Annotated in this window: 26 protein-coding genes and 1 pseudogene; 10 read left to right on the forward strand and 17 right to left on the reverse strand. The window is 68.6% G+C overall.

What is annotated here, in order from left to right:
* Window positions 1-95 (forward strand): annotated as a pseudogene (locus BO64_RS01780) (IS5/IS1182 family transposase); the annotation flags it as partial.
* Window positions 96-505: 410 nt separating this feature from the next.
* On the opposite strand, the gene BO64_RS01785 reads toward BO64_RS01780, so the two are convergent.
* Complete coding sequence (locus tag BO64_RS01785) at window positions 506-1,099, reverse strand: TetR/AcrR family transcriptional regulator (protein WP_496401558.1); 594 nt, start codon at window positions 1,097-1,099, stop codon at window positions 506-508.
* Window positions 1,100-1,151: 52 nt separating this feature from the next.
* Here BO64_RS01785 and BO64_RS01790 point away from each other — a divergent pair, with 52 nt between their 5' ends.
* Complete coding sequence (locus tag BO64_RS01790) at window positions 1,152-2,006, forward strand: metal-dependent hydrolase (RefSeq protein ID WP_496401559.1); 855 nt, start codon at window positions 1,152-1,154, stop codon at window positions 2,004-2,006.
* 63 nt (window positions 2,007-2,069) lie between these two features.
* On the opposite strand, the gene BO64_RS01795 is transcribed toward BO64_RS01790, so the two are convergent.
* Window positions 2,070-2,216: a hypothetical protein gene (locus BO64_RS01795; protein WP_496401560.1), complete on the reverse strand. Its 147-nt coding sequence runs from the start codon at window positions 2,214-2,216 to the stop codon at window positions 2,070-2,072.
* Between the two features lie 142 nt (window positions 2,217-2,358).
* Here BO64_RS01795 and BO64_RS01800 point away from each other — a divergent pair, with 142 nt between their 5' ends.
* Window positions 2,359-3,354, forward strand: coding sequence for a LysR substrate-binding domain-containing protein (locus BO64_RS01800; RefSeq protein WP_496401561.1), 996 nt, complete (start codon window positions 2,359-2,361; stop codon window positions 3,352-3,354).
* Window positions 3,355-3,422: 68 nt separating this feature from the next.
* A complete protein-coding gene (locus BO64_RS01805; RefSeq protein WP_496401562.1) occupies window positions 3,423-4,391 on the forward strand; it encodes an alpha/beta hydrolase in 969 nt (322 codons plus the stop codon).
* A gap of 27 nt (window positions 4,392-4,418) precedes the next feature.
* On the opposite strand, the gene putA is transcribed toward BO64_RS01805, so the two are convergent.
* Entirely contained in the window at window positions 4,419-8,048 is a 3,630-nt protein-coding gene (gene putA, locus BO64_RS01810; RefSeq protein ID WP_496401563.1) for a trifunctional transcriptional regulator/proline dehydrogenase/L-glutamate gamma-semialdehyde dehydrogenase, read from the reverse strand.
* Window positions 8,049-8,182: 134 nt separating this feature from the next.
* On the opposite strand from putA, the gene BO64_RS01815 reads away from it, so the two are divergent.
* Window positions 8,183-8,617, forward strand: coding sequence for an Lrp/AsnC family transcriptional regulator (locus tag BO64_RS01815; RefSeq protein ID WP_496401642.1), 435 nt, complete (start codon window positions 8,183-8,185; stop codon window positions 8,615-8,617).
* Here BO64_RS01815 and BO64_RS01820 read toward each other — a convergent pair.
* The 12 genes from BO64_RS01820 to BO64_RS01875 all read right to left on the reverse strand — a co-directional run bounded on the left by BO64_RS01820 (window position 8,614) and on the right by BO64_RS01875 (window position 19,612).
* Window positions 8,614-10,392 carry a xanthine dehydrogenase family protein molybdopterin-binding subunit gene (locus tag BO64_RS01820; RefSeq protein ID WP_496401564.1) on the reverse strand — a complete coding sequence of 593 codons (1,779 nt, stop codon included), beginning with the start codon at window positions 10,390-10,392 and terminating at the stop codon, window positions 8,614-8,616. The two genes, BO64_RS01815 and BO64_RS01820, sit on opposite strands and share 4 nt — an antisense overlap.
* Window positions 10,356-10,742 (reverse strand): molybdopterin cofactor-binding domain-containing protein, encoded by a 387-nt coding sequence (locus BO64_RS01825; protein WP_496401565.1) that lies wholly within the window; start codon window positions 10,740-10,742, stop codon window positions 10,356-10,358. The genes BO64_RS01820 and BO64_RS01825 overlap by 37 nt, the downstream gene beginning before the upstream one ends.
* A gap of 1 nt (window position 10,743) precedes the next feature.
* Complete coding sequence (locus BO64_RS01830) at window positions 10,744-11,202, reverse strand: (2Fe-2S)-binding protein (protein WP_496401566.1); 459 nt, start codon at window positions 11,200-11,202, stop codon at window positions 10,744-10,746.
* 247 nt (window positions 11,203-11,449) lie between these two features.
* Window positions 11,450-11,956: a hypothetical protein gene (locus BO64_RS01835; RefSeq protein ID WP_496401567.1), complete on the reverse strand. Its 507-nt coding sequence runs from the start codon at window positions 11,954-11,956 to the stop codon at window positions 11,450-11,452.
* Between the two features lies 1 nt (window position 11,957).
* The gene (locus BO64_RS01840) at window positions 11,958-12,479 is read right to left on the reverse strand and encodes a c-type cytochrome (RefSeq protein ID WP_496401568.1); all 522 of its coding nucleotides are present in this window, start codon (window positions 12,477-12,479) and stop codon (window positions 11,958-11,960) included.
* On the reverse strand, window positions 12,479-13,015 hold the full coding sequence (locus tag BO64_RS01845; RefSeq protein ID WP_496401569.1) for a methylamine dehydrogenase light chain: 537 nt from the start codon (window positions 13,013-13,015) through the stop codon (window positions 12,479-12,481). Before BO64_RS01845 ends, BO64_RS01840 begins: the two co-directional genes overlap by 1 nt.
* Before the next feature lie 14 nt (window positions 13,016-13,029).
* Window positions 13,030-13,662, reverse strand: a complete 633-nt coding sequence (gene mauD / locus BO64_RS01850; RefSeq protein WP_496401570.1) for a methylamine dehydrogenase accessory protein MauD — start codon at window positions 13,660-13,662, stop codon at window positions 13,030-13,032.
* Window positions 13,659-14,201, reverse strand: a complete 543-nt coding sequence (locus BO64_RS01855) for a MauE/DoxX family redox-associated membrane protein (RefSeq protein WP_496401571.1) — start codon at window positions 14,199-14,201, stop codon at window positions 13,659-13,661. Before BO64_RS01855 ends, mauD begins: the two co-directional genes overlap by 4 nt.
* Before the next feature lies 1 nt (window position 14,202).
* The gene (locus BO64_RS01860) at window positions 14,203-15,378 is read right to left on the reverse strand and encodes an amine dehydrogenase large subunit (protein ID WP_496401572.1); all 1,176 of its coding nucleotides are present in this window, start codon (window positions 15,376-15,378) and stop codon (window positions 14,203-14,205) included.
* 115 nt (window positions 15,379-15,493) lie between these two features.
* Window positions 15,494-16,465, reverse strand: a complete 972-nt coding sequence (locus BO64_RS01865) for a LysR substrate-binding domain-containing protein (RefSeq protein ID WP_496401573.1) — start codon at window positions 16,463-16,465, stop codon at window positions 15,494-15,496.
* A 181-nt stretch (window positions 16,466-16,646) separates the two neighbouring features.
* Complete coding sequence (locus BO64_RS01870) at window positions 16,647-18,983, reverse strand: TonB-dependent receptor (protein WP_496401574.1); 2,337 nt, start codon at window positions 18,981-18,983, stop codon at window positions 16,647-16,649.
* 164 nt (window positions 18,984-19,147) lie between these two features.
* The gene (locus BO64_RS01875; RefSeq protein ID WP_496401575.1) at window positions 19,148-19,612 is read right to left on the reverse strand and encodes a c-type cytochrome; all 465 of its coding nucleotides are present in this window, start codon (window positions 19,610-19,612) and stop codon (window positions 19,148-19,150) included.
* Window positions 19,613-19,878: 266 nt separating this feature from the next.
* Between BO64_RS01875 and BO64_RS01880 the strand changes: the two genes are divergently transcribed.
* From BO64_RS01880 to BO64_RS01890, 3 genes are all read left to right on the forward strand, one after another.
* The gene (locus tag BO64_RS01880; RefSeq protein ID WP_496401576.1) at window positions 19,879-20,625 is read left to right on the forward strand and encodes a TetR/AcrR family transcriptional regulator; all 747 of its coding nucleotides are present in this window, start codon (window positions 19,879-19,881) and stop codon (window positions 20,623-20,625) included.
* A gap of 532 nt (window positions 20,626-21,157) precedes the next feature.
* Complete coding sequence (locus BO64_RS01885; protein WP_496401577.1) at window positions 21,158-22,132, forward strand: nucleotidyltransferase-like protein; 975 nt, start codon at window positions 21,158-21,160, stop codon at window positions 22,130-22,132.
* The gene (locus BO64_RS01890; RefSeq protein ID WP_496401578.1) at window positions 22,132-22,755 is read left to right on the forward strand and encodes a Cap15 family cyclic dinucleotide receptor domain-containing protein; all 624 of its coding nucleotides are present in this window, start codon (window positions 22,132-22,134) and stop codon (window positions 22,753-22,755) included. Before BO64_RS01885 ends, BO64_RS01890 begins: the two co-directional genes overlap by 1 nt.
* Window positions 22,756-22,769: 14 nt before the next feature.
* Here BO64_RS01890 and BO64_RS01895 read toward each other — a convergent pair whose 3' ends face one another.
* Window positions 22,770-24,014 (reverse strand): DNA cytosine methyltransferase, encoded by a 1,245-nt coding sequence (locus BO64_RS01895; RefSeq protein WP_496401579.1) that lies wholly within the window; start codon window positions 24,012-24,014, stop codon window positions 22,770-22,772.
* Here BO64_RS01895 and BO64_RS01900 point away from each other — a divergent pair.
* On the forward strand, window positions 23,913-24,332 hold the full coding sequence (locus BO64_RS01900; protein WP_496401580.1) for a helix-turn-helix domain-containing protein: 420 nt from the start codon (window positions 23,913-23,915) through the stop codon (window positions 24,330-24,332). The two genes, BO64_RS01895 and BO64_RS01900, sit on opposite strands and share 102 nt — an antisense overlap.
* Window positions 24,329-25,432, forward strand: coding sequence for a restriction endonuclease, SacI family (locus BO64_RS01905; RefSeq protein WP_496401581.1), 1,104 nt, complete (start codon window positions 24,329-24,331; stop codon window positions 25,430-25,432). The genes BO64_RS01900 and BO64_RS01905 overlap by 4 nt, the downstream gene beginning before the upstream one ends.
* Window positions 25,433-25,553: 121 nt before the next feature.
* Here the strand turns inward: BO64_RS01905 and BO64_RS01910 are convergent, their stop codons facing one another.
* Window positions 25,554-26,252 carry an AbiV family abortive infection protein gene (locus BO64_RS01910; RefSeq protein ID WP_496401582.1) on the reverse strand — a complete coding sequence of 233 codons (699 nt, stop codon included), beginning with the start codon at window positions 26,250-26,252 and terminating at the stop codon, window positions 25,554-25,556.
* Window positions 26,253-26,339: the final 87 nt, after the last annotated feature.

Raw genomic sequence — 26,339 nt, forward strand, 5'->3', positions numbered from 1 at the left:
CAACGCGCTTCGACAAGCTCGCCAGGAACTTCCTCGCCGCCGTCCTGCTCGCCTCAACCCGCCTGTGGCTCAGAGCTTATGAGTCCACGACCTAGCGCTGGAACGTCGAAAGCGAGGTTGGTGAATCCGGCGCAGCCACGAGCGACCGGCTTAGAGGTGGGCTGTGCGCCGCCAGCGGGCGGGGAACGGTATTGCTCGCGCCAACTGCGCACGACCGCCTCGCCGCCTGGAGGCGGGTCTGCGCGCGACAGGCGGCATCAGCGAAGTCGGTGGAGTAGCAGGAAACACGCCGCCACAGGCTTGCGCCAAGGCCACGCCGCCGGTCGCGATGCGGTGGTCACCCCCTGAGGCAAAACATGGTTTGACCGCATCGCGAAGTCGCAGACCCGCACTCCGCTCCCTTAAGCGATTCTGCGTTTATCGCCAATATTGCTTTTTGCGCCACATTCTGTTTGCAACGGGCGGCTGCTTCACCCGGACGCCCAAGGGCTGCGGAGAAGCCGCCCTAGCCTGCGGCGGATGGCCGGCGCGCGATGATGGCCTGCATCAGGAGGTCCAGGGCCAGGCTGCGGGCCATATCCGGCGCATGGCCCAGATGCTGGACGAACGAGCGCCCGAACAGGCCGACGCCCAGGGCCAGTGTGGCGGCCAGCACCACCAGTTCCTCGGCGTGGCGCGGATCCCAGCCGGCCGGCTCCATCCGCTTGATGACCACGTCGCGGACGGCGTCGCGAACCACCGGCATCAGCCGCGGCGCCTCGCCGGTGATCTCAATCCAGGCGGCCAGCCGCGCGACGCTGGGCGTACCGAAAGCGTCGAAGAGGGCGTGCAGGCCGCTCTCCGGCATGGCGTCGGCCAGCGCCTCGGTGATGCGGTCCACCAGCGCCCGGATCATCCGCTCCATCAGGGCCATGTGCAGTTCGGCGATCGAGCCGAAGTGATGCAGCACCGTCGGATGGCTGACCCCGGCGGCCGCAGCCACCTCGGTCAGCTTCAGGCGATCGACGCCCTTCTCCTCCAGGAGCCGCTGCGCCGCCGACAGGATGTGATCCCGCGACGCCGCCTGGGACCGCCGCGACCGAACCGGGTTAGTTGACATTTTTGTAGATTAGCTCACGCTATGGGTCGCGTTTCCTAGGAGGAAGATCGCCATGAGCGCCAGCGTCAGGCCCGCCGATATCGAGGTCAAGCCGCGGGACATCCGCTTCGGGGTGGCCGACGGCCACAGCCGCTACTGGATGAACGGCGATCCAGTGGCCACGGCCGTGATGAACGCCATGTCCCTCACCTTCCCGGACGGGGAGCGGATGTTCATCGACGCCGTGAAGGCTTACCGCTCGCAGCTCTCGCCGAAGCTGCAGGAGGACGTCCGCAACTTCATCGCCCAGGAGGCCATCCACTCGCGCGAGCATGTGGGGCTGAACGACCTCATCGACCCCGAGCACTATCCAGTCGACGAGATTCTCGCCGAGATCCGCAGCAAGATCGGCCGCACCCGGGCGGGCGGCCCCATGCGGATGCTGGTGGCCACCATCGGCCTTGAACACTTCACCGCCATGATGGCCGAACTGCGGATCAAGTCCGACGACCAGTTCGTGAACGTCGATCCCGCCATCGAGCGGATGTGGCGCTGGCACGCCATGGAGGAGATGGAGCACAAGGCCGTCGCCTACGACGTCTACATGGAGGCGACCCGTGGCTGGTCGCCCTTGAAGCGCTACCTGCGCCGCTGCATCGGCATGGCGATCATCACCCACAGCTTCGTGCAGTCCACCATCGAACGGGCCACGAAGCTGCTGGCGGCCGACGGCTTCTCGCCCAAGGCGGCGCGTCGGGCCGCCGCCCGCTACCTCTGGATCAAGCCGGGAATCCTGCGCCGGGGCGTGGGCGCCTACCTGTCCTGGTACCGCCCGGGCTTCCATCCCTGGGACCACAAGGTGCCGCCGCAGGTGGCCGCCTGGCGGGCCGAGTTCGACGCCCAGGCCGGCCTCGCGGCCGCCGCCTGACCGCACGCGGAAAGCAAAAGGGCGGACCAACCGGTCCGCCCCTCGCTCTCCAGGTCCCAAGGGCTAACGCTCGTAGGCCTCCGCCCCGGCGGCGTCTCGGGCAACGGCGCGTTTGCAGCCGAATCCACGGTTGGCGTCAGGCCCGATGACGCCGGCCTCCGGGCTGATGTGCTCGGCGTCCAGGTTGGTCTTGTTGCAGGCGCTCTCCACCGCCCCTCGCCGGGCGCGCCGGCTAACAGCCCCGCTAGAAAATCTCGCTCGCGTCAAAAACCCACAAAACCGATAGGGCTTCATATCGGGGGTGACTGATGCGTATCCGTACATTCGTTTTCGCCTGGACGGCGGGTCGGTCATGACGCTCGCCCAGCTCCGGTACCTGGCGGCGATCATCGACGCCAACCTCAACATCACCCTGGCCGCCGAGCGGGTGAACGCCACCCAGCCGGGCCTCTCCAAGCAGCTCAAGGCGCTGGAGGAGGAGCTCGGCTTCCAGATCTTCGTGCGCCGGGGCAAGGCCCTCGATCACCTCACCGCCGCCGGCGCCCAGGTGGTGGAACGGGCCCGCCGCATCCTGGCCGAGGCGGACAACATCCGCACCCTGGCCGAGAACCACCGCCGCGATCCACGCGGCGAACTGGTCATCGCCACCACCCAGACCCAGGCCCGGTTCGTCCTGCCCCGGGCGCTGAAGGCCCTGAAGGTCGGCTATCCGGAGGTGAGCGTCCGCATCAACCTGTTCGCCAACGCCAGCGGCGCCGAGGCGGCCAAGCAGGACGCCGACATCCTCATCGCCAGCTCGGTGGAATGGCCGCAGACCCAGGACCTGGTGGTGCCGCTCTACAACTGGGACCGGGTGGCGGTGGCGCCCGTGGATCATCCCCTGGCCGCCCTCGGCCGTCGGCTGACTCTGCATGACCTCGCCGCCCACCCGCTCATCGGCTACGAGTCGGCCCTCGGCTCGCACGCGCGGGTGGCCGACGCCTTCGCCCGGGCCAACACCCCCGCCAACTTCGCCTATGCCGCCCACGACGCCGAGGTCATCAAGACCTTCGTCCGCTCAGGCTTCGGCGTGGGACTGCTGGCCGAGATGACCATCGACGATGACGCCGACGCTGATCTCGCCAAGATGCCGGTGGCGGGCCTGCCGAACTGCACGGCCTACGCCCTGCTGCCGCGCGACCGCGTGCCCCGGACCTATGTGCTGGACCTCCTGCACGAGGTGACCCCCCACGTCTCCCGGCGGGCAATCCTGCGCGCCCTTCAGCCGGGGGCCAGCCGACTCACAGCCCGGCCCCTCGACTGGCGGGCCTGGCAGGCGGCGATCAATCCCCGCGACCTCGCCGCCTGATCGCAGGACGCTGGCGTTCGGCCGACGCAGGCTTGCTGGCGGCTTGGCGGGTATGAGACAGCGACGGCATGCGATCGCGTCTTGCCTTGGCCTCGGCCGCCCTTGCGTTGCTCCTTCTCCCCGGCCTGGGCCTGGCGGCCGAGGCGAAGGAGCGCTTCATCAGCATCGATGGCCCTCAGGGGCCTCTGAAGGGCACAATGCTCACGCCGGCCGAACCGGCGGAGGCGCCGGTCGTCCTGATCCTGCCGGGATCGGGGCCGACGGACCGGGATGGGAACAATCCGCTGGGCGTGAAGGCGTCCACCTACCGGCTGCTGGCCGAGGCCCTGGCTGAGCGCGGGATCGCGTCGGTGCGGATCGACAAGCGCGGCATGTTCGCCAGCGGCTCTGCGGTGGCGGACGCCAATCAGGTGACCATCGCCGACTACGCCTCGGACGCCCGGGGCTGGGCGGCGGAGGCGCGGCGCCTCACCGGCGCGCGCTGCATCTGGCTGCTCGGGCACAGCGAGGGGGCGCTGGTGGCCCTGGCCGCGGCGCGCGAGCCCGAGGGCCTGTGCGGCCTGATCCTCGTCGCCGGCGCCGGCCGCCGCCTCTCGGACGTGCTGCGCGGACAGCTCGAGGCCAATCCGGCCAATGGGCCGCTGTTGCCGGCCGCCATGGCCGCCATTGAGGCGCTCGAGGCCGGGCGCCGGGTGGAGGCTTCAAGCCTGCCGCCGCCGCTCCTGTTGCTCTTCCGGCCCGAGGTGCAGGGCTTCCTGATCGACGCCTTCGCCTATGACCCCGCCGATCTGGTCCGCAGCTACCCAGGGCCAGTGCTGGTGATGCAGGGCGCCAACGATCTTCAGGTATCCACGGCCGACGCCGAACGGCTGGCCGCCGCCCGTGAGGGCGTCGAACTCGTGCGGTTGGAGGGGATCAACCACGTCCTCAAGGCCGCCCCGGCCGACCGTGGGGCAAATGCGGCCACCTACGCCGATCCGGGCCTGCCGCTCCCGGCGACAGTCCCCGACGCCATCGCCCGGTTCGTGCGACGCTGACCCAAGGGACCGCCCGCACCACCGCGGCTAGGTCAAGGCCATCAGGCTGGCATTGCCGCCGGCGGCCGTGGTGTTGATCGAGATGGAGACCTCCTCAAGCAGCCAGTCCACGGTGTAGGCAGGGGCGTCGACGGCGCATTCCTCGGGCGTCGCGGCGTGGACCGGCACAATCGGCCCGGGGCGCTCAGCCATCGCCCGCGCGGCCCGCAGGACCGCCTGGGCGTCGCCCTCCACCAGCACGCCCGCCAGCGGCCCGTCGGCGCTTTCCGCCAGCCGCTCGGCCACGCGCTGGGGCAGCCCCTCCGGCCGCGCCATGCCCTCGATCGCCGCGGTGCATCCGGCGGCCAGGACCGCCGCGATCTGCTGGAAAAGGCCACGCTGCGTCTGTGGCAGCAGCAAGATGGTCCCGCGCGGGCGCAGCTCGTAGAGGTTGCGCTCGCCCACCGGCCCGGGAAGCTCCATGGACCGGCCCAGGGGCGACGCCGCGCCATAGCTGCGCGCGATCTCGACCGCCGCGTCCTGCCCCTGGGCGGCAAGCCAGTCCGCGAACTCGGCCAGGGGACTGCCGAAAGCCGGCGCCGGCGCCCCCAGGAATGCCCGGGGTGGATTGGCCACCAGGCGCCGCAGATAGAGCGGCCCGCCAGCCTTGGGACCTGTCCCGGAAAGGCCCCGCCCACCAAACGGCTGCACGCCCACCACCGCCCCGATGGTGTTGCGGTTGACGTAGAGATTGCCCGCGTCCACCCGGCGGGTGACCTCGTCGACGGTCTCGTCGAGCCGGCTGTGCAGGCCGAACGTCAGGCCATAGCCGGTGGCGTTGATGTCGGCGATCAGTTCTCCGAGGGCCTCGCGGTCGTACCGGACGACGTGCAGCACCGGCCCGAACACCTCGCGGCCAAGGTCCCGGATGCTCTCGATCTCGATGATGGTGGGCGCCACGAACGTCCCGCGCCCCGTGGCCTCGGGCAAGGCCAGCCGCTCCATGGCGCGGCCGTTTTCCCGCATCGCCTGGACGTGCGCCTCGAGCCGAGCCTTGGCGGCCGCGTCGATCACGGGGCCGATGTCGTTCGCCAAGCGGTCCGTGGAGCCCACGCGAAGCTCCTTCAGCGCCCCCTTGAGCATGGCGAGCGTCCGCTCGGCGATCTCGCGCTGGAGGCACAGGATGCGCACCGCCGAACAGCGCTGGCCTGCGCTATCGAAGGCGGAGGCGATCACATCGGCCACCACCTGTTCGGCCAGAGCCGACGAGTCGACGATCATGGCGTTCTGGCCGCCGGTCTCGGCGATCAGCGGGATCGGCCGGCCTCCCGGGGAGACGCGCTCCGCTAGCTGCTTCTGGATCAGCCGCGCCACCTCGGTGGAGCCGGTGAACATCACGCCCGCAGTCGCCTCCGCCGCCACCAGCGCCGCGCCCACCGCCCCGTCGCCGCAGACCAGCCGCAGCGCATCGCGCGGCACGCCCGCCTGGTGCAGGACCCGCACGGCCTCGGCGGCCACCAGCGGCGTTTGCACGGCGGGCTTGGCCACCACCGGATTGCCCGCGGCCAGGGCGGCGGCGACCTGGCCCGTGAAGATCGCCAAAGGGAAGTTCCAGGGGCTGATGCAGACCAACGGCCCCAGCGGTCGCTGTTCGGCCCCGAGCGTTTCGCGCGCCTGGACGGCGTAGTACCGAAGGAAATCCACCGCCTCCCGCACCTCGGCCACGCCGTTGGGTGCGGACTTGCCCGCCTCGCGGATCAGCAGCCCGAGCAGAGGCGCCATCCGCGCCTGCAGGAGATCGGCGGCGCGCTCCAGCACCGCCGCCCGCTCTCGCGCCGGCGTCCCGGGCCAGGCGCTCGCCGCCACGCCGGCCACCGCGGCACGCGCCTCCTCGGCGGACGCTTCATGGACCACGCCCACCACGTCCTCATGGTCGGCGGGATTGACCACCGGCCTCCCCGCGTTCCCCTCGCCGGCGCTCCAGCTGCGCTGGGCGCTCTCGCGCAGGGCCAAGCTCAGGGAAGCCAGCACGCCCTCGTCGCTGAGGTCGAGGCCCGCGGAGTTGCGCCGGTCCGGATAGAGATCCCCGGGCAGGGCGATGGCCGGATGCGGCGCGCCGAGGGGCGTTCCCGGCCCGGCGCTCGCCCGCGCCTCATCGGCCGGATCACGGGTCAGCGCCTCCACCGGCGTCGCCGGATCGGCGATGCGGTTCACGAACGAGGCGTTGGCGCCGTTCTCCAGCAGGCGGCGAACGAGATAGGCCAGGAGGGTCTCGTGCGTGCCCACCGGTGCATAGATGCGGCACGGTCGGGCGAGTTTCCCGGGCCCCACCACCTCTTCGTACAGCGGCTCGCCCATGCCGTGGAGACACTGGAACTCGTACCGGCCCAGCGAGAACTCCGGCCCGGCGAGGTGGTAGATCGTGGCCAGGGTCTGGGCGTTGTGGGTGGCGAACTGCGCGAAGACCGCATCCGGGGCGGCCAGCAGCTTCCGGGCGCAGGCGATGTAGGCCACGTCGGTGTGGACCTTGCGGGTGTAAACGGGAAAGTCGGCCAGGCCGTCCACCTGGGCGCGCTTGATCTCGGCGTCCCAGTAGGCGCCCTTCACCAGCCGCACCATGATCCGGCGGCCCGACCGGCGGGCGAGGTCGATGATCCAGTCGATCACGAACGGGCAGCGCTTGCCGTAGGCCTGGACCACGAAGCCCAGGCCGTTCCAGCCGGCCAGCGCCGGGTCCAGGGCCAGAGACTCCAGCAGGTCCAGCGACAGCTCCAGCCGGTCGGCTTCCTCTGCGTCGATGTTGAGGCCGATGTCGTACGACTTGGCCAGCGCCGCCAGGCCCTGCACCCGAGGCAGAAGTTCGCCCATCACCCGGTCCGCCTGGGCCCGGCAATACCGCGGATGCAGGGCCGAGAGCTTGATCGAGATTCCCGGCCCCGCGTAGACGCCGCGCCCCTTGGCCGCCTTGCCGATGGCGTGGATCGCCGCCTCATAGTCGGCCAGATAGCGCCGGGCATCCTCGGCGGTGGTCGCCGCCTCGCCGAGCATGTCGTAGCTGTAGGTGAAGCCCCTGGCCTCCATCGCGCCCGCGCGCTCGAGGGCCTCGTGGATCGTCTCGCCGGTGACGAACTGCTCGCCCATCATCCGCATGGCCACATCCATGGCCCGGCGGATCACCGCCTGCCCGGCCCGGGCCACCAGCCGCGTCAGGGCTGACGAAAGCCCCCGGTCGTCGACGCTGTCCAGCAGCTTGCCGCTCACCAGCAGCGCCCAGGCCGCGGCGTTCACGAAGGTCGAGCGCCCGCCGCCCAGGTGCGACTTCCAGTCCCCGGTGGCGAGCTTCTCCCGGATGAGGGCATCCCGGGTCTCATCGTCAGGAATCCGCAGCAGGGCCTCGGCCAGGCACATCAGGGCCACGCCCTCCTGGCTGGATAGGGAGAATTCCTGGACCAGGCCCTCCACGCCGCCGCCGGAGCGCTTGGCCCGCAGGGTGCGGATCAGCCTTTCGGCGAGATCGGCCACCCTCGCCTTGGTCTCGGCGTCCAGGGTGGCGGCCTCCAGCAGGGGGGCCACGCACTCCGGCTCGGGGCGGCGGTAGGCGGCGGTGATCGCCCGGCGCAGCGGCGTCGGCTGGCGAACGGCCGGGGCGAAGGCGGAGAAATCGGGCGTCTGGCGCATAACGCAGATATAGGCGCGCCGCAGACACCCATCCGCCTGTTTTGCCCGGTGACGACAGGCTGGTCGACTTTTGTTGACGCCGTTTCTAGGCTGTCGGAATGAAATTCCGCCCTTCTGAAGTCCACGTGGACGACATGGATCGCAAGCTGCTCGCCGTACTGCGACGAGACGGCCGCATCACCTTCGCCGACCTCGCCCGAAAGGTGGGCCTCTCCAAGACGCCGTGCCAGCAACGGGTGCGCCGCCTGGTCGATCAGGGGGTCATCGTCGGCTTTCGCGCAGTGATCGACCCGGCCAAGGTCGGCCTGGACCACGTGGCCTTCACCGAAGTCAAACTGTCGGACACCCGCGAGACGGCCCTCGCCGAGTTCAACGCCGCCGTGCGCCGCATTCCCGAGGTGGAGGAATGCCACATGATCGCCGGCGGCTTCGACTACCTGCTGAAGGTGCGCACGTCGGACATCCGCCGCTATCGGCTGGTCCTCGCCGAGCACATCTCCGCCCTGCCCTACGTGGCCAGCACCTCGACCTTCGTGGCGATGGAGACGGTCCGCGAGGCCGCCGACTAGGCGCGCTTCGCCTGCAGCGCCCGTTCCACCGGCAGGGTCCGTACGCGCACGCCCGTGGCTGCGCACACCGCGTTGGCCAGGGCCGGGAAAACCGTCGCGGTGGGCGGCTCCCCCATCCCGCCGAGCTTAGCCTGGCTCTCTAGGATATGGACGTCGATCTTCGGCGCCTCGTTGATCCGCATCGCCCGGTAATCGTGGAAGTTCGACTGCTCGACCCGGCCCGCGGCCACGGTGATCTCGCCCCAGAGGGCTGCGCTCAGGCCGAAGATGATCCCGCCCTCCACCTGGGCGCGGACGCCGTCGGGATTGATGACCTGGCCACAGTCGACCACGGCTGTGACCTTGCGGACCACAGGGCTCAGATCCTCGCCGACCTCCACCTCGACCACCTGCGCCATGTAGGTGTCCCAGGCGGAGAGCAGCGCGACGCCCCGGCCCACGCCCTTGCCGACGGGCGCAGACCAGCCCGCCCTGGCTGCAGCCGCCCGCAGGACGGCCTGGGCGCGCGCGTCGTCCGTGAGCCGCAGACGATATTCAAGCGGGTCCATGCCGGCGGCGTGCGCCAGCTCGTCGACGAAACTCTCGACCACGAAGGTGCTGCGCAGCGGTCCCACCCCGCGCCACCAGCTGGTCGTCACAGGGCTTTCCTGCTGGACGAATTCCACCAAGGTATTGGGAAGGCGGTAGGCCGTCTTCACCGCCCCCTCGACAGCGTCGGAATCCACGCCCTTGAACACCTGCGGGTAGAGCCTGGCGATGATGGACGAGCCCGCGATCCGGTGCGTCCAGGCGACAGGGAAGCCGGCGTCGTCCAGACCGGCGGAGATTCGGTCCACGTAGTAGGGCCGGAACAGGTCGTGCTGGATGTCCTCCTCCCGGCTCCAGATCACCTTCACCGGATAGGGCGCGGCCTTGCCGATCTCCACCGCCCGCTCGACCATGTCGGTCTCGAGCCGGCGGCCGAACCCGCCCCCCATGAGGAAGTTGTGCACCGTCACCTTGTCCACCGGCAGCCCGGCGGCGCGGGCGGCCACATCGCGCGCCTTCTCGGGCACCTGGGTGCCCAGCCAGAGGTCGCAGCCGTCGGGGCGGACATGCACCGTGCAATTCATCGGCTCCATGGGCGCATGGGCCAGGAACGGCTGATGATAGACGGCCTCGATGTGGCGCTGCGCGCTGGCCATGGCTCGTTCGATGTCCCCGCGTCGGGCGGCTTCGGCGCCGCTGCGGGCCGCAGCAGCCTCGAGATCGGCGATGATCTTCGCTTGGGATAGTCCCGCGTTCGGCCCCTCGTCCCACCTGGGCGCGGCGGCCTCCAGCCCCTTGCGGGCCGCCCAGGTGTGATCCGCCACCACGGCCAGGGCGTCGCGCAGGCGCACCACGTGACGCACGCCCGGCGTCGCCAGGGCCGCGGCCTCGTCCGCGCCGGCCAGGGTTCCGCCGACCACTGGGCAGATGGCGATCATGGCGACCTTCAGCCCCCGCAGCTTCACGTCGATCCCGTACACGGCCGAGCCGTCCACCTTCCCCGGCGCATCCAGGCGGCGCACCGTCCGGCCGATCAGGCGGAACTCCGAAGGCGTCTTGAGTTCAGGCGCCTCGGGCGCCGGGAGGCGGCTGGCGGCCGCCGCGAGGTCCCCGTAGGCCAGGGCGCGGCCGCTCGCCGGATGCTCCACGCGCCCCAGGCGGGCAATGCAGCTCTCCTTGGAAACGCCCCAGGTCTGGGCCGCGGCCTCGATCAGGAGGCTGCGCGCGGCCGCGCCCGCGGTCCGCATCGGAAGCCAGCATTCCCGGATCGAGGTCGAGCCCCCGTGCTTTGGCGGACCTTGCCGAACCGGCCGTTCGCGCCCTTGGGGATCTCCACCACGATCGTCGCGGGATCGGCCTCAAGTTCCTCGGCGACAATCATGGTCAGGGCGGTGAACACCCCCTGCCCCATCTCGGTCTTCGGCAGCGCCAGGGTCACCTGCCCGTCGGTGGTGATACGCAGAAACGCGTTCGGCGCGAACGTCGAGGAGGGCTCGCTCGCCCTGGCCGAGGGAATGGACACGCCCACCAGCAGGCCCGCGCCGCCGGCCAGGGCGCTGGCGATGAAGCCGCGCCGGTCGATCTTCAACTGGCCCATGTCAGCGCGCCCCCGCCGCCTTGTGGATCGCCTGGCGGATGCGCGGATAGGTCCCGCAACGACAGATGTTGCCCGCCATCGCCTGGTCGATGTCCTCGTCCGAGGGCTTGGGATTGCTCTGCAGCAGGGCCGTGGCTGCCACGATCTGGCCGCTCTGGCAGTAGCCGCACTGCACGACATCCACGTCGAGCCAGGCGTCCTGGACGCGCCGGCCTTCCGGGGTCGAACCGATGGCCTCGATGGTGGTGACCTTGGCCGAGCCGACCGTTTCCACGGGCGTCAGACAGGCCCGGATCGGCGCGCCGTCCGCCAGCACCGTGCAGGCGCCGCACTGGCCGGCGCCGCATCCGAACTTTGTCCCGGTGAGCCCCAGAAGGTCGCGGAGCACCCACAGGAGGGGCATGTCTCCCGGCGCGTCGATGGTGTGGCTTTCGCCGTTCACATGGAGCGAAAAGGTCATCGTCAGCCTCGCTGCGGGTCCCGTGGCCTGTTCAAGACGGGCGGCGGATGCCCGGCGTCTGCCTGTAGACCTGATCCGCGCCTGCAGAAAAGAGTCGCGGACGCCGGCAGAAAGGCCAGGCGTCCGCGAGAGTGCAGCGTCAGTGCGCGGTGCGCTCTATGCCCGCGCACGTTCGGGGAGGAACGCCCCTTCCTAGCCTTCGCCTGGCCTCCGCTGGAGGCGATAACTAGGCCGAGGTCGGTGCCTGTCAGACACCAGGACATTCAGGAGCGCGGCGATGGAAGCGGAGCACGGCGCCGCGCTTCTGCGTCCCGTCCGCCGCCACGTCGATGAGCTGGGAGGTCATTTCGCACCCGCCCGCCACGACGGTGCGCCGAAGAACGCGGAACACCCGGCCATCCTGTTTCCAGAAGCGCTCCCGGGTCAGATCGTCGGTCCGATGGAGGATCACCCCGCCATCGCGCGTCTCCTCCGCCTCGCCGCCGCCGGCGAGCCGGGTGGTGCTCGGATACTCCCGGCCGTCGTATCGGGCGACATAGTCGGTGACCTGCCGCCGCCCCTTTGTCGTCAGCAGTTCGGAGCGGTAGGTCTCCTCATCCCCCGCGACGGAGATGGTCAGTTTCTGACTGACGACGCCTGCCGGCCGTGCGGTGGAATCCAGCTCCCAGACGCCAGTGAAGGGATCCGCCGGGGCCGCCATCGCCGCATGTCCGACGAGCGCCACGGCGAGGCCCAGCAGAATTCGACGGGGCATGTCAGCGGTCCTGCATCGCCACAGGGCCGACCTTGGCCCCCACGCCGGGCATGTCCGGATTGTAGGCGTCCGCCACCGCCCGGCAGCGCTCCGGCAGGCCGGCGATGACCGACGCCCGCGTCGCCAGCAGCTGGTCCCGGACGAGGGGCTGCCTGCGCAGCCGCCCTACCTCCTCCGCGGTGTAGGGCCGCCCGCCCCGGCTGCTCTCGCCGCCCAGGCCGAACATCACGAAGTTCATCATGTCCGCCAGCTCGGCGTCGGTCACATCGGCGAAGGCGGTGTTGGGCAGCTGGACGACGTAAGCGCGTCCCGCCTCCGAACAGAGGAAGTGCCCCACCTTGTCGCGCAGCTGGGGCACCACCTTGGACTCGGCGATACCCTGGATGCCGTGGCACCCGGCGCAGCCGATCAGATAGTTGGTCTGCGCCCGGGTCGCCTGCGGGACCTCCGCCTTCGGCTGGGCGGGCGCCAACAGCGCAGCCGCAGCCGCGACCACCATGCTGAGCGACCGCACCGCCGCCATCACCCCGCCAGCGCGACCAGGGTCGCGGTGGAGCAGTGATAGTTCATGGTCGTGGCGCCGAAGCACCAGACGATGTCGTTGTTGCCCTGCGGCCGGTAGACCGGCAGCTCCCGGTCCATGGACTTGCAGTGGCAGTCCGCCGGGGCGTTGCACGAGCCTTTGCCGCAGCAGTCGCGGTAGGAAATCAGGTAGGATCGGCCGTCCTGCGGATTGAGGCAGGTGCCCACCCAGGCCGTCGGCGAGGGCGAGCTGCCCGGCGGGCAGGTGTGAGGCCCGCCGCCGCAGCAGCTGCACAGCACGCCGTCGATGGCGCAGTGGCGCCAGTAGTTGCACTTGGTGGGATCCGTGGCCTGGGCGTCGAGCTCGAAGGGGCTCTTCGGCTCCTCGGCCTCGGCCCGCGCCACCGGCAGCAGCGGGATGAACGGAGCGGCGACGATCGCCGCGCCCAGGCGGGTGAACATGCTGCGGCGCGAGGTCCGGCGCGCGACGCCGCGGCTCAGGCTCTCGGCCATCCGGTCCCAGGTATTCTGGCCCATGACTGTTCCTTCTCTCAGGATGCGTGCGCGTCCGCCGCCTTCGGGGCGTCGCCCCGGGCGCTCGACGTGGCGCGGAGGTAGGTCTGGATCGAGCCGAAGCCGGTGTCGCGGGCGACCACGAGGCTCTCCAGGTGTTCTCGGTTGTTGACGAGGCCCTTGCCGGCGATGACGCCGGCCCCGTCCATCAGCACCGCGTAGGGCAGCTTGGAGACCCGCAGGGTCATGCCCAGCTCGGAGCCGTTGACGTACCGGGCCGGATCGATGCGGAACCGGTCGGCCAGTTCGCGCTGCTCGGCCCGGTCGCCGTCCCCGACGAAGAGGAGGTCGATCTTCTCGTCCCGGGCCATGTCCTGGGCGATCGGGATCAGGGTCTTGCACACCGGGCAGGTGGGCGCGACGAACAGCAGGAGCTGGCTGCGCCCGCTCGCCGGGGCGCCGCCCACGGTGAGGGTCTCGCCCAGCAGGTTCTGCATCTGGATGCGCGGCGCCGGATCGCCCACGCCGGGGCCGCCGGAGATGGAGAGGGCGCCCACCGGGGCCACCCGCTCGTGCAGCACGCCGACCTGACGGATCAGCGCGAACACCACGGCCGCCAGGGCCAGCACGACCAGCCAGAGCAGGCCTTGTGAGATCAGGAGGAGGGTCATGTCCGCAGGCCTTCCGTTTTGGATTGGACGCGGCTCCGGAGGGCCGCAAGCTCCCCGGCCGCGAGGTAGAGGAGGAACAGGGCGACGCCAGCCGCCAGGCCGTTGCTCCAGACCAGGGCGTCGAGGCGCCCGCCGTCGAGGCCGGCCGCCAGCGCCAGGGCGCCGGCGAAGACCAGGTTGCGGAGCACCATCGGCCAGCCCAGCGGCTGGCGGCCTTCGGTCTTGAAGCAGCCGCAGTCGATGATCCGGCGCCCGCGACCCACATTGATCGCCATGGCGATGGCGAACACCACCATCAGCGCCGCCCCGGCGGCCTGGGCCGCGGCGCCGACGACGCCGGGCGCCCAGACCAGGACCGCCACCGCCAGCTCGGCCCACGGCAGCGCCCGGGCGAACGGCCGGACCAGCGGCTCCGGCAGGATTCGGAAGTTCGCGACGACGCCTTCGAAGGTCTCCGCGTGACGCAGCTTGCCAACGGCGGCCGTGGCGAACACCAGCGCCGTGAGCGCGTTGATCGTCACCTCGAGGAGGGCGACCATCTCAGGAGCCCGGCGTGTGGACTTGGCCGCGCATGTGCGGGGCCCGGGCGATCTCGCGGCCGGTCTCGGCGTCGAGGGTGCGCGTGCCCGCCATGCCCGACACATGGATCAGCGGCGTGGCGTCCGGGCTGACGGCGACGCTGGAGGCCGGCGCGCTCAGCTTGAACCGCTTCACCACTTTCTTGGCGGCGGTGTCGACCACCCAGACTTCCTGGCCCGGATCCTTGTGCGTCCAGTGAACGCCCGGGTGCATCAGCACGAAGAGCCGGCCGCTCTGGGCGTGATAGGCGGCGAACCGCGAGCCGCCGGGACGCCAGGCCAGTTCGCTGACGTCCGGCTTCGCGCGCGGAAGCCCGGCGGCCTCCTGGATGCTGAAAGGCGTCTCCACCTGGCTGCTCGGCCCGAGCTGGGCGGGGTAGATGAGGCCGGTATAGCTGATCAGGAAGGCCTTGCCGGTGGCCCGGTCGACCACGTTCTCGTCCACAATCGGGTCGAGGTTGGGATCAAAGAAGGGCTCGGTGCGCGAGAGCTTGCCGTTGCCGGCCGCGTCCACCGCCACGCTCAGCAGGGAGCCGTCGCCGCAGGGGCTGGCGAAGCCGCTGTCGCCGAAGGGCAGCACCATGGCGCAGCCCGGAATGTCGATGACCTTCTGGACCCGCCCCTTCACCAGGTCGGTGACAATCACCGACGAGGCCGGCTGCATGTTGTAGACGTAGGCGCGCGTCCCGCTGGCGTTGATGTCGAACGCCGTGGACTTGGTCACCGCCAGCAACCGGCCCGGCAGCGGAATCTCGCGCTTCAGCTCCAGGGTCAGGCCGTCATAGACGGCGATCAGGTCCTGGCGCGTGCCGCGGTTGCCCCGACTGTAGATCGTCTCGGCCATGTAGAAGGTCTTGAAGTCCGGCGCGGCCCGGAAGCTTGAGATGCGGGCGCCCGGGATCATGCCGAGGGTCTTCAGTTCCTCGCCTTCGGTGACCGTGCCGCCGGTCACATAGGCGTCGAAGACCACCAGCCGGCGGGGGCCTGGCGGCGACAGCACCGCAACGTCGGTCTCTTCTTCCTCAAGGATGGGGAGCGACGGATCCTGCGCCTTCGCGGTCGGGGCGGCGCAGGCGAGAACGGCCAGCGCGACGCCTGCAGCGAGGCTGTGCAGGCGGGCCCTGTGGCGGTGGAACATGGCGCCTTCTCCTACTTCAAATGGTGCCAAGGGGGTCTGCAACGAGCTGGACGGCCTGCGCGGCGCGCCCGAGGCGCGGGCGCTGAGCGGCCTCGTCCAGCGGCTGATGGGGGCTCTAGCGGGCACGGGACGGCTCATCCCTCTGGGCCTCGCGTTCGAGCCAGTTCCGGAACTTGAGGATGCTGCCGAGCCGCGCCCGGTCCCGCCGCATCCGCAGCACATAGGCCCCCGTCGCCAGGTCCGAGGCTTCCGCGGCGAGCGGCAGGCGGACGAGTTCGCCACGGGCGGCCTCGTCGGCGAGCAGGAACCGGTTGGTGAGCACCACGCCCTGACCGCGCCGGGCCGCATCGAGGGTCAGGTGGGCGTGCCAGAGACGGGGGCCCGAGAGCCGCGCCGGCGGCTCCACGCCATGGGCCAGGAACCAGCGCCGCCATTCGGAATCCTCGTCCTCATGGAGCAGGGGCGCATGGAGAAGGCCCGCCGGCGAAAGCGGCGACGGAAGCTTGGCTGCAAGTTCGGGGCTGGCCACCGGGATCAGCGGGACTACGGCGATGGTCACCTGGCGGATGTCCGGCTCGGGCGGGGCGGAGAGGTCGCCCACGAAGCGGATGTCGGCGTCAGCCTCGTGGCGCGTCAGGTCCGGCGGATGATCGGTCGGCCGAATCTCGATGGTCAGTTCGGGGTGGGCGGAGGCGAACTCGGCCAACCGGCCGCCCAGCCAGCGGGAGGCCAGGCCCGGCACACACCAGATGGTCAGGCGGCTGTCGTCGCCCCGGCGCGTGAGGTCGACGCTCGCGCTTCGGATCTCGTTGAGCGCGGCGGACACCCGCGCGTGATACTTCTTGCCCTCGGCCGTCAGCATCCCGCGACGCTGGCGATCGAGAAGGCGCACGCCCGCCCAGGCCTCCAGGGCCCGCACCTGCCGGCTGACGGCGGCGTGGTCGACGCCGAGTTCCTGGGCCGCCCGTCGGACGCCGCCAAGGTATCCCACCGCCTCGAAGGCGCGCAGCGCCACGAACGGGGGCAGCACCTGCCCGCTCATCGTGCGCAACCTGTCCGTGCCGCTGGTGGCGCCGTCCTGCGCCATGAGGATCCTCGCTCCCGGAAGTCGTCGTTCTTGTTGAAAGGTTTCGGCTCGTGGCCGTTCGAAGCCAGGTGGGCCGGCCTGTAACAGGCCAGCCGGAGGCCGGACGGAGGCCTGCGTGACGCAGGCCTCCTGCTTGCCGGTTGAAGGGTTCCGGCGCCGCGCCGCGGCGCCGGAGACGCCATCAGAACCGGGACGTGGCCATGATCCCGACCGTGCGGGGCCGGATGGTCCGCGCGTACTGCAGCGGCGCGCCGATATAGGCCGGGGTGAAGTCCAGCAGCGGCGCGTTGTCGAGGACGTTCTCCGCGAAGAGCGCCACGTCGACGTCACGCACGCTGATCCCGGCCCGCAGGTCGAGCTGGCTGGTCAGCTGGCCCGGATAGCGGGTGGGGTCGTACTGGGACGAGATCGGGTTCTGGTAGGGATACGGGCCGTCGTTCTTGCCCTTGTAGCTGTACTGGGCGCGAACATAGGCGTCGTACTGGCCGGCGACCTGGAAGTCGTACTGGGCCGACACGTTGGCCGTCCACGGCGCAGCGCCCAGGGTCTGGCCTTCGAACACCAGCGGCGAGCGGCCCACCAGCAGGGTGTTGGTGTAGTAGGCGTCGGTGTAGCCGACGGCCGCCGCCACCTCGAAGTTGTCGAGCAGCTTGATGGTGGTCGACAGGTCGAAGCCCTTGCTGACCGCCTGGCCCGTGTTGCCGACGATGCTGTAGCTGCAGGGCAGCCGGATCTGCTGCTGGATGTCCTTCCACTTGGTGTAGAAGGCGCTCGCCTCGACCTGCACCCGGTTGCCCAGGAAGCGGTTCTTGGAGCCGACTTCGAAGCTGTCGGTGATGTCCGCGTCGTAGGTCTCGGGGGCGTCGATGCCCAGGTTGGCCAGGTCGGCGGCGCAGGACCGCGGAACCGCCTTGTTCACGCCGCCGGTCCGGTAACCCCGGGCGTACGAAGCGTAGAACATGTTGCGGTCGTCGGCCTGGAACGACAGTGCGATCTTCGGGGTGAACGGCTTGCCGCCCACCGAGCCGTTGGCTCGCGCCTGACCGGTCACGCCGTAGTCGGGGCCGCGCTCAAGCACGTCGAAGTCGAGCTTGTTGTCCGAATACCGCGCCCCCAGGGTCAGGGTCAGGCGATCGATGACGGTGATGTCCACATTGGCGAACACGGCCTTGGAGGTTTCCTTGGTCCGCTCGTCGCCGATGTAGTTGTAGATGCCGTCGATGTTGTCGCTGCCCTTGCCCTCAACGACGGTGCGGCCGTGCACGTACTCGTACAGGGCGTTGAAGTGGCGGGTCTCCAGCATCGGATTGGCCCGCAGCTTGCCGCGCGAATAGTAGGCGCCGACCTGCCAGCGGACCCGCGCTTCCGGATCGGTGCTGGCCAGACGGAACTCCTGGGTGAAGTCCTTCTGCTCGGTGTCGCCGTGCATGGTGCTGAAGATTTCAGCCGTGCCCGGCAGGCGCGGATAAAGGTAGGCGGCGCCGTACTCGACCCGGTCGTTGTTGTTGGTCAGGTCGCGCTCGTTGCGCACCTTGCGCCGATAGGCGGCGGTCACCGAGGTGAACTGCACCGCGCCGAAATCGACCTCCGCCTTCAGCGAGGGCAGGAAGAAGTGGTCGCTTTCCGGGGCATGGGTGGCGGCGCCGCTGATGAAGCGGTGGTTGTCCACGTCCGACAGGTTGGCCCAGAAGTAGGACGAGTCATCGACCTTGCGGTTCTGGTAGTAGAACGACGGCGTCAGGGTCACCGAATCCTTGGGCTTGAACACCAGGGCGCCGCGCAGGATGTCGCTGGTGTCGGAGTTGGTGTCGCTGTCGCGGTTCGAGGCCAGCTGCCAGCTCTGGCGCTGGATGTAGCCGCTGAAGTGCTTGTGGCTGGCGCTCAGCCGGAAGCCGAGCTTGTCCGTGACGATGGGGCCGCCCACCGCAGCGCCCAGCTCGTAGTTGGCGCCGCCATGATCGGTGACGCTGTACATGGCCCGGGCATAGCCGCTGTAGTCGGTGAGGCTGGGCGTGGGCGTGATGAAGCGCACCGCGCCGCCCTGGGCCGAGGCGCCGAACAGGGTGCCCTGCGGGCCGCGCAGGACCTCGACGCGCTCAAGGTCGAAGATCTGCGGGAAGGTGTTGAAGGAGTAGTTCAGCGCCGAGTTCCGCGACTGGATCGGCGTATCGTCGATGTAGGTGGCCGTGGTGGCCGCGCCGGCGGTGGAATCGACGCCGCGGATCGAGACCCGGGCGCCGCCCGCGGTGCCCGTGCCCGGCGAAACGTCCAGGCCCGGGGTCTGGAGGGCGAGGTCCTTGATGTCCCGGATCGCCTTGATGTCCATCTTTTCCTGGGTATAGGCGCTGACGCTCACAGGCACCTTCGCCAGGGGGGTGGCGATACGGGTCGCCGTCACCACGATCTCGTCGACCGCGGCCCCTTCCTGCGCGGCGGCCTGGCTGACGCCGATCGCGCAGGAAGCAGACACGCCGGCAAGCAGCACACGCCGATAGCGCGAGCCCATCTTGGGATTCATCTGAAGTCTCCGTTTCCTCGCGCCCCGTCTCTGCTGTGTGGCGGGGTCGCTGATGATGCGTTTGGGGGTCTACAGCGCGGCCTTTCGCCCGGTCCGGTGTCGACTGACGCAGGGCTGGTGAGCGAAAATCACCGAACTCCGCGATCCGGCCGGGCCCTGGCGCGCTACAGCAGGCCCTGGGCTTCCAGGCTCGCGCGCAGTTCGCGAAGCTCCTTCGCCGGGGGCGGCGGCTTGCGCCGGTAGCTCGCGATCTCCGCGGCCGTGAACGGGGCCGGCGGCTTGGTCGCGCCCTGGCGGGTGACGTAGGTCATCAGGTCCGCCAGGTCGGCGTTCGACAGGTTCGAGAAACCCGGCATCACGCCGATGTACGGCTTGCCCTCGACGATGATCTTCCCGTTCAGGCCGTACATCACGACGCTGGCGGAATACTTGCGGCCCTCCGGGGTGGCCGCGAGCTTGGCCAGGCGACCGGAAAGCTTCGGAAACTGGCCGGGAACCCCGGCGCCGCCGGCCTGGTGGCAGGCGCCGCATTGCGCGCCGTAGATCTTCGAGCCGTCGCCGGCCTTGGCGGCGGCGGGGGCAAGAAGCGCGATCGCCAGCGTCGCCGGCAGCCAACGGAAAGCCGTCACGCCATGACCTCTGCCGAGGCGGGCGCGACCGAAGAGCAGCGCATGCTCGAAACTCCACGCACGGACACATCCTCAGACCCCGCCCGTGCTGCGGACCCTGACCGCGACCGCATCCACTGGACGACCGCCGATCGCAGATTTAGGACATATGACCTATTTTTGACAAGCAGCCATTTGCCGTCGACTTTCCGACTGGCGTTCGCCCACCCCGATGAGGCTTAAGAAGGCGCAAGACGCCGTGAGCGCCGCGCGCCGAAGGAGTTCCGTTGCCCGAGATCGTCCCGTTGAAGATCGCCCCGCGGAAGGGGGGCTACGCCCGCGCCGAAAACACGATCGAGCAGATTCTCAACGCGACCCTGCAGATCCTCATGACCGAGGGCTACGCCGCACTCACCCTGCGCCGCGTGGCCAGCGAGTGCGGGCTGCGGGTCGGCAACATCACCTATCACTTCCCTACCAAGGGCGACCTGGTCACCGCGCTTCTCGACGCCGTGCTGGACGGCTACCGGGAGCGGGCCCGGCAGGTGTACCGGGGCCTGGTGCTCGACGACCGGATCCGCCTGCAGGCGGCGCTGTTCAATGCGCTCCGGGACATCCAGTCATTCCAGACGACCCACCTCTTCCCCGAACTCTGGTCGCTGGCCAACCACGACGCCGAGGTCGCCGCCAAGCTCGAGGAATTCTACCGGGAGGCGCGGGCGCCGGCCGCCCGGCTCATCCGGCGGATCAACCCGGGCCTGAGCGAGACCGACGCCGACACCCTGGCCCTATTCATGTCCGCCTTCGTGGAGGGCACCACCATCTTCGCGGGCCACGGCCGGCCCTACGCCGGGCGCATGCCCGACCTCGCCGCCCTGGCGATGGACACCTTCACCCGCATGGTCGAGACGGCGACGCCGGAGAAGATCATCGCCATGCGCCGCGAATGGGCCGAGGCCTCCAAGGACCTCTCCCGCCTGCCCGCCTTCGCCCTGCGGGAAGCCGCCCCGGCGTCGGACGCACCGAAGGCCTAACGTTTGAGGAAAAGGCGAGGCCGCGCCGGCTCAGCGCCGCGCAAACCAGTAACGCTGGTGGGCCCGGCAGGAGGGCCATGAGCGCTCCCAGAGCTTAGCAAAATCAGTTGCTTGCGCGGACTGCGTTCGACCTTGTGTCACACCTTTGGTGTACCGCGCAACCCGGACAGGACAGACAATCCCGCTCTCAAGGCGCGACCGGAATGGCAGGAGAAGAAGATTTGGAGCCCTTCGGCAGCGCAGGACGCGTCACGGGGCTTCCACCACCTATGTTATTCTCGTTGACGGCGGCAGACGGAGTTGGCGCAGCCGTCCGCCGAACATTCGACTCCCCTCGGCTCCACCATCCTTTTCGGATGGTTGTGGACCCCATACGATTCAGACACTTAGGCCTGTCTCGGTGAACGCGATGGGCCTCAGTATGCCTGAAAAATGGGCCTCAGCTTGAAGCTGCTCATCCCCCTCGAAAGCTGGGGATAACTCCGCCTCCGCGCGTGATCGGCGACTCGCGGAACTGTGCTATCCAGCGCGCATGAGCGATCTGCGACGAGTCATAGAGGAAGCATTAGCGAAGTCTCGCAGCCGGGCTTCCTGGAACGAGCGGCTCACGCACTGGGAGCGGCCCGCGAGCGATCATGAAGAAGCCAAGATCGAGCGAGCGGCCCGCATGGTAAGAGACATAGTCGCCGACAATGAGTGGTTGATCGGCGAGGGCGTAAGCGTGTGCGCCCAGGGTAGCTACTTCAACAACACTAACGTGCGCCTTGAAGCGGACATGGATGTCCGGGTTCAGCATCCTAGCTTGAAGGTCATCTATCACGTGGGGGTGGATGAAGCCCAAGCCGATAAAGCGCTCGGCTACAGCGTAACAGGTAAGAGCCTTACCGATGTCATGGCTAGGATGCGGGCGGAGCTGGAGCGCGACCTTGTCGCGGTCTTCGGACGGAACCGCGTCGACGCGTCTGGCAACAAAGCAATCCGCGTGGATGGCCTGGATGGTAGCCGAGCGGACTGCGATGTTGTTCCCGCTTTCACGCTGCACGTTGTCAACAATGGCGGCGGGTCGCCCTTCCCGACCGAGGGGGTGGCGATCCTCGGGCGGGATGGCACTTGGACAATGAACTTCCCGGACCAGCACCACGCGAATGGGAAGGCCAAGCGCGGCCGCACCGCGCATCGCTTCAAGAAGAATGTTCGGATGCTCAAGCGGCTCAACTACGAGCTGGCCGAGATCGGGGCCATTCCCAAGCGGCTCCCTTCGTTCTTCGTTGAGTGCCTCGTCTATGCCGTCGAGGACGGCTACTTCCTCGTTGAAGAGGACGACCGCTTCGGGCGGCTTCTGCGTATACTCTACCGCGCCCAGGAGCTTCTCCAGGACGCAGCGTGGGCTCAAAAAGCGACCGAGATCAACGAGATCAAGTACCTCTTTCGCGACGGGCAGGCGTGGACCTTGGCAGAGGCCCAGGGGTTCGTTGACGCCGCCATCAACCGGATGGAAGCCATCTGATGTGGCTCCTGCTTCCTCGCCGAACGCAGCTACTCCTCGTCGTTGGCGCGACCACCGCGTTGGTCTGGGCGCTAGAGAGCGCCGCGGAGATGACCACCGGAACAACGGTCTCGCCGCTGAAGTTCGTGTCGCTTGTCGTGTTCCTGTTGGGAACCGTGATCGTGGCGGCGCTGAATTGGTGCTGGCGGCCCCTATGGCGGCGCTTCCCCGCCCTCTCCCGAATCCTCTTCCCTGACCTCAACGGCACTTGGAAGGGAACTCTGCAGACGACCTGGAAGGACGCTGACGGGGTCACCCCCGGACCAATCGAGTCGACCATTTGGGTGCGCCAATCGCTCTTTGCGATCCACGTCCAGCAACGCACCAATGAGTCCGACTCGTGGTCACAGCGAGTGTTCCCAGAGGCGAACGGAGAATCCGGGCGTTTTGGCCTTTGGTACTCGTACGTTAACCAACCTAAGGCGGCAGTCTCCCACCGGTCAGCTCCGCACGATGGGGTCGCGCGTCTTGAGCACAGCCGCAATGGCAATGCGGACCGGCTGAGTGGCCAATACTATACGGCCCGCCGCACGAATGGAGACATCATCGTGGAGCGCATCAGCGCGGACATCATCGACGCCTAAGCGACGGTCCGCGCTTACTCGGCGGCGAGTGGAACCTTCGTCGCGCGCTTTACCGCCTGACGGCCCTTGCCTGTGCCTGGATGCTCCGCGTGCTCGCCGATCATGTCGTGGTACTTGGCGGGAAGCTTTGCCACAGGTTCCGGGGGAGGAACCGGTTCCCGGCGCGGGGGCAGCAGGGCTAGCGGACGGTTGAGCGGCGCGTCAAAAAACTGCCGCCGGATTTCCCGTGCAAGTACTTCGGCGATCAGCGATGGCACGGCATTGCCGAGCATCCGCTGCATCTCGGTCCGGCCGGTATCGACCACCAGCCCGTCGGGGAACGTCTGGATGCGGCAAAGCTCCTGGAAGGTCAGGCGGCGGTTCTTCCAATGGAACGGGCCGATGGCGGAGCCGGGCTGAGCCTGAACCGTCCAGGAGGGAAGGCGCTTGGAGAGCTTGAGGAGGAAACTCCAATAGCGCGTCCGCCACCCGAAGAGCGGCTCCCCCCCACCGCGCGCCGTGTGCCAGAGATAGTTTTCGCCTTCAGGGATGCAGGGCAAGAGATCTCCCCACTTGCCGCCGACCTTCAGGCCGGGTTCGTCGGGGTGCGGCTCCGGGAGATCACCGATAGCATCCCACGCCGTGCGGTACGGCTCAGCCCCCTTGAAAAGATCGGGGTCCACGGCCCCAGCGCGCACATGAGTGGGCTCAGGAAACTGGAACTTCCGGCCATCCCGCGACCCAACCATGAACACGCGCTCACGCGCCTGGGGAACCCCGAAATCCGCCGTATTCAGCATCTTCCAGGACACGTCGTAGTTGGAGCCGGTCTCCCGGTTGATCTGCGCAATGCCGTCGAGGATGTAACGGAGCCCCTCGTCCTTGCCCTGGTAGGCGAGGCCGTAGACGTTCTCGAGGAGGAACGCCCGAGGCTGGGTGTCGCGGAGAACTCGCAGATAGCCCGTGAGGGTGTCGGCGCGGGGATCGTCGAGCCGGAGCGCATCACCCCGCGCCCAGTAGCCTGACTTCGAAAAAGGCTGGCAGGGCGGGCCGCCAATTAGCATGTCGGACTCGCCTCGGCGCAGTCCTGCACTCTCCAGAATGACGTCAGACGAGACTGAGTTGATGTCACCTTCGAGCACCGACCAGTTGCGGTTGAGGCGCATCGTTCGACAGCAGTGGCGGTCAAGCTCCAACGCCACTCGGGTCTCAAACCCCGCTTCCTCAAAACCGAAGTCGAGGCCGCCGATGCCCGAGAAAAGGCTGATCGTCTTGAACATGAAACCGCCGTTCAGATCGGGCGAAGCCGAATCAATGCTAAGAGTTGCACTCGTAGAAACGAGCAACAAGAAACTGTATTGTCAATACAGGAAGCGCACATACGGATCAAGCTCCGGGAGGCCATTGAGGCGCACCGCGCGCGCACTGGCACTAGGTTGACCTATGCTGCACTCGCAGAGGCCACGGGCCTCTCTGAGGCGACCCTCCAATCGCTGGCAGCTCGCCCAGAATACAATCCACGTCTCAGCACCATCGCACGCCTCTGCGCGGCTCTCGACTGCGCGCCCGGCGATCTCTTGGAGCTGCGGCGCGAATGAAGATCAATGCGGCCCAAGCGCGCGAGCTACTTCGAGAGGCAGCCAGCGCTGATGAAGGCAAGGTTTCTGCCGAGTGGGCGGCTAAGATCACCGAACTCTCAGCACTCTGCGAGGACGGTACCTCAAAGACCCACATCGCGTTTCTCGGGACTGCGATCCTAGCGCGGGCCGTCGAGGCGCACGCAGACCTCTTCGCGATCAAGCCCAAGCTCGTCCCTAACAACCCGAACGCCTACTCCGCCCGATCCCTGTGTCACGGGGTCCTGGTGCCGCTCGCCGCTGAACTGGGGATCAACCTGGGGGTCACTGGGCGCGAGCCGCTGAACAACCAACCCTATTTCAGGATGACCACTCTAGGGGACGACACGCCCGTCCACGCGGGCGGCCGTCGCGCCTTCGACTTCATGGTCTCGCTGGTGAAGGAACTCCAGGAGGCCAGCGTCAATGAGGCCAGAGAAGCTCTCCACGCCTTTGTCGTCGTGCGCCGCCAGTATCGGGTCAGCTATGCGGATCACGGTGACGACAAGATCGGCTCTCCCGCTCAGTTGGCGGACGCCATCAGCGCCTTGGTCGCTGACAACTCCGAGGGGGGCCGGCGCGCCCAAGCTGTCGCCGCAGGAATGTTCGATGTGGTCTACGGCCCGGCGTGCGTCGAGAGCGGCCGGATCAACGACCCAAGCCGTCATTATCCAGGCGACGTGTGTGTGCGTCTGGAAGAAGGCGCCGACCAGTGGACCAAAGCCGTCGAGGTGCGTGACAAGCCAGTCTCTGAGTCGGACGTGCAAATTTTCGCCACGCGATGCGCCGAGCTAGGAGTGCGCGAAGCGGCAGTGCTCATGGCATCCGATCGGCAACCACAACTCGACGATGCTGCGCTCCAACGCTGGGCTGACGACTTCGGTATCGGCCTCACGCTGTTCTACGGGTGGCGGCACTTCGTCGATCAAGCACTCTTCTGGGCGGTCGAGCCCAAGCCCAACGCCGCGACCCTCGCCGTGGGCATGATCCGGGCTCGGCTGATTGCAGTCGAAGCGTCTCCTGAGGCGGTCGAGATGTGGGCGAAACTGACCACTTCCGAACCGCGGACGCCAGTTCAATAGTCCTGATCCGGCGAGTCAGGCGCGCAGCCGGGTTGCGCACCCCCCGGATGTTTTTATTGCGCATCTGCGAGGCGACATGACGAATGGGGAAGCGCGGTTTCCCCCCTCTACCCCCTGGGTCTCAGTGTTCGGGTTCCTCTCCGAGAAGCTCGCCCATGAACGCCACTAGCTCCTCCGGTCGTGTAGTGGACAGTCCCTCCGCATGGAGTGCGGTCTGATAAGCGACCACGGCGCGGCCCATGTATGGGCCACCGTTGTGGGGCCGAACGTGCTCGATCCACAGCTCGACCTCGCGGGCAGTCACCACCTCCGCCTTGGCCAACATGTCGGCGAGCGTAACCATGTGCTCGGCAAGGCCACGGTCGACGACAACCTCCGGGTCTGACCAGTTCCCGCCGGTTCCCAGGCAGTCGGCATAGAGGGCGATCTGCTTGAGCCCGTCGAGGAGATGAGCGTGCTCGCCGCCTTCCACGGCGGGGCGCATGTCCTCCAGAGACCGACCGCCGCCCTGCGCGATGGCGGGCAGGACCCAATGGCGGTTCTTCACGGTGTGTCGCCGGAAGTCCTTCCAGGCTTCTTTGAGCGCCGCCGGGGTCGCCGCAAGAGCGAGGCGACGGAGGACCATCGGCTTGCCGCTCTCCTCCAGGGACAGGATGGCCAGTGCCGCAGCCGAGGGGACGCTTCCAGCGTTCAGGAGGGCCTTTGCGTCGTCGGCCAGTCGGCGCGCGTTCCGCCGAGCCAAGTTGATCCCCGCCGCGATGCTGCTGGCGTCGAGGTCGCCCCAGAACTGCGTCAGCGCCCGTTCGCCGTTGCTCGGCATTGACCACCATCCCCAGGCTCCAGAGTTGGTCGGGACGCGGGCGAGCGCAAGCGGGTGGCGGGGAAGTCCTGAGATTGCGAGCTAGGG

This window comes from Phenylobacterium composti DSM 19425, assembly GCF_059568645.1.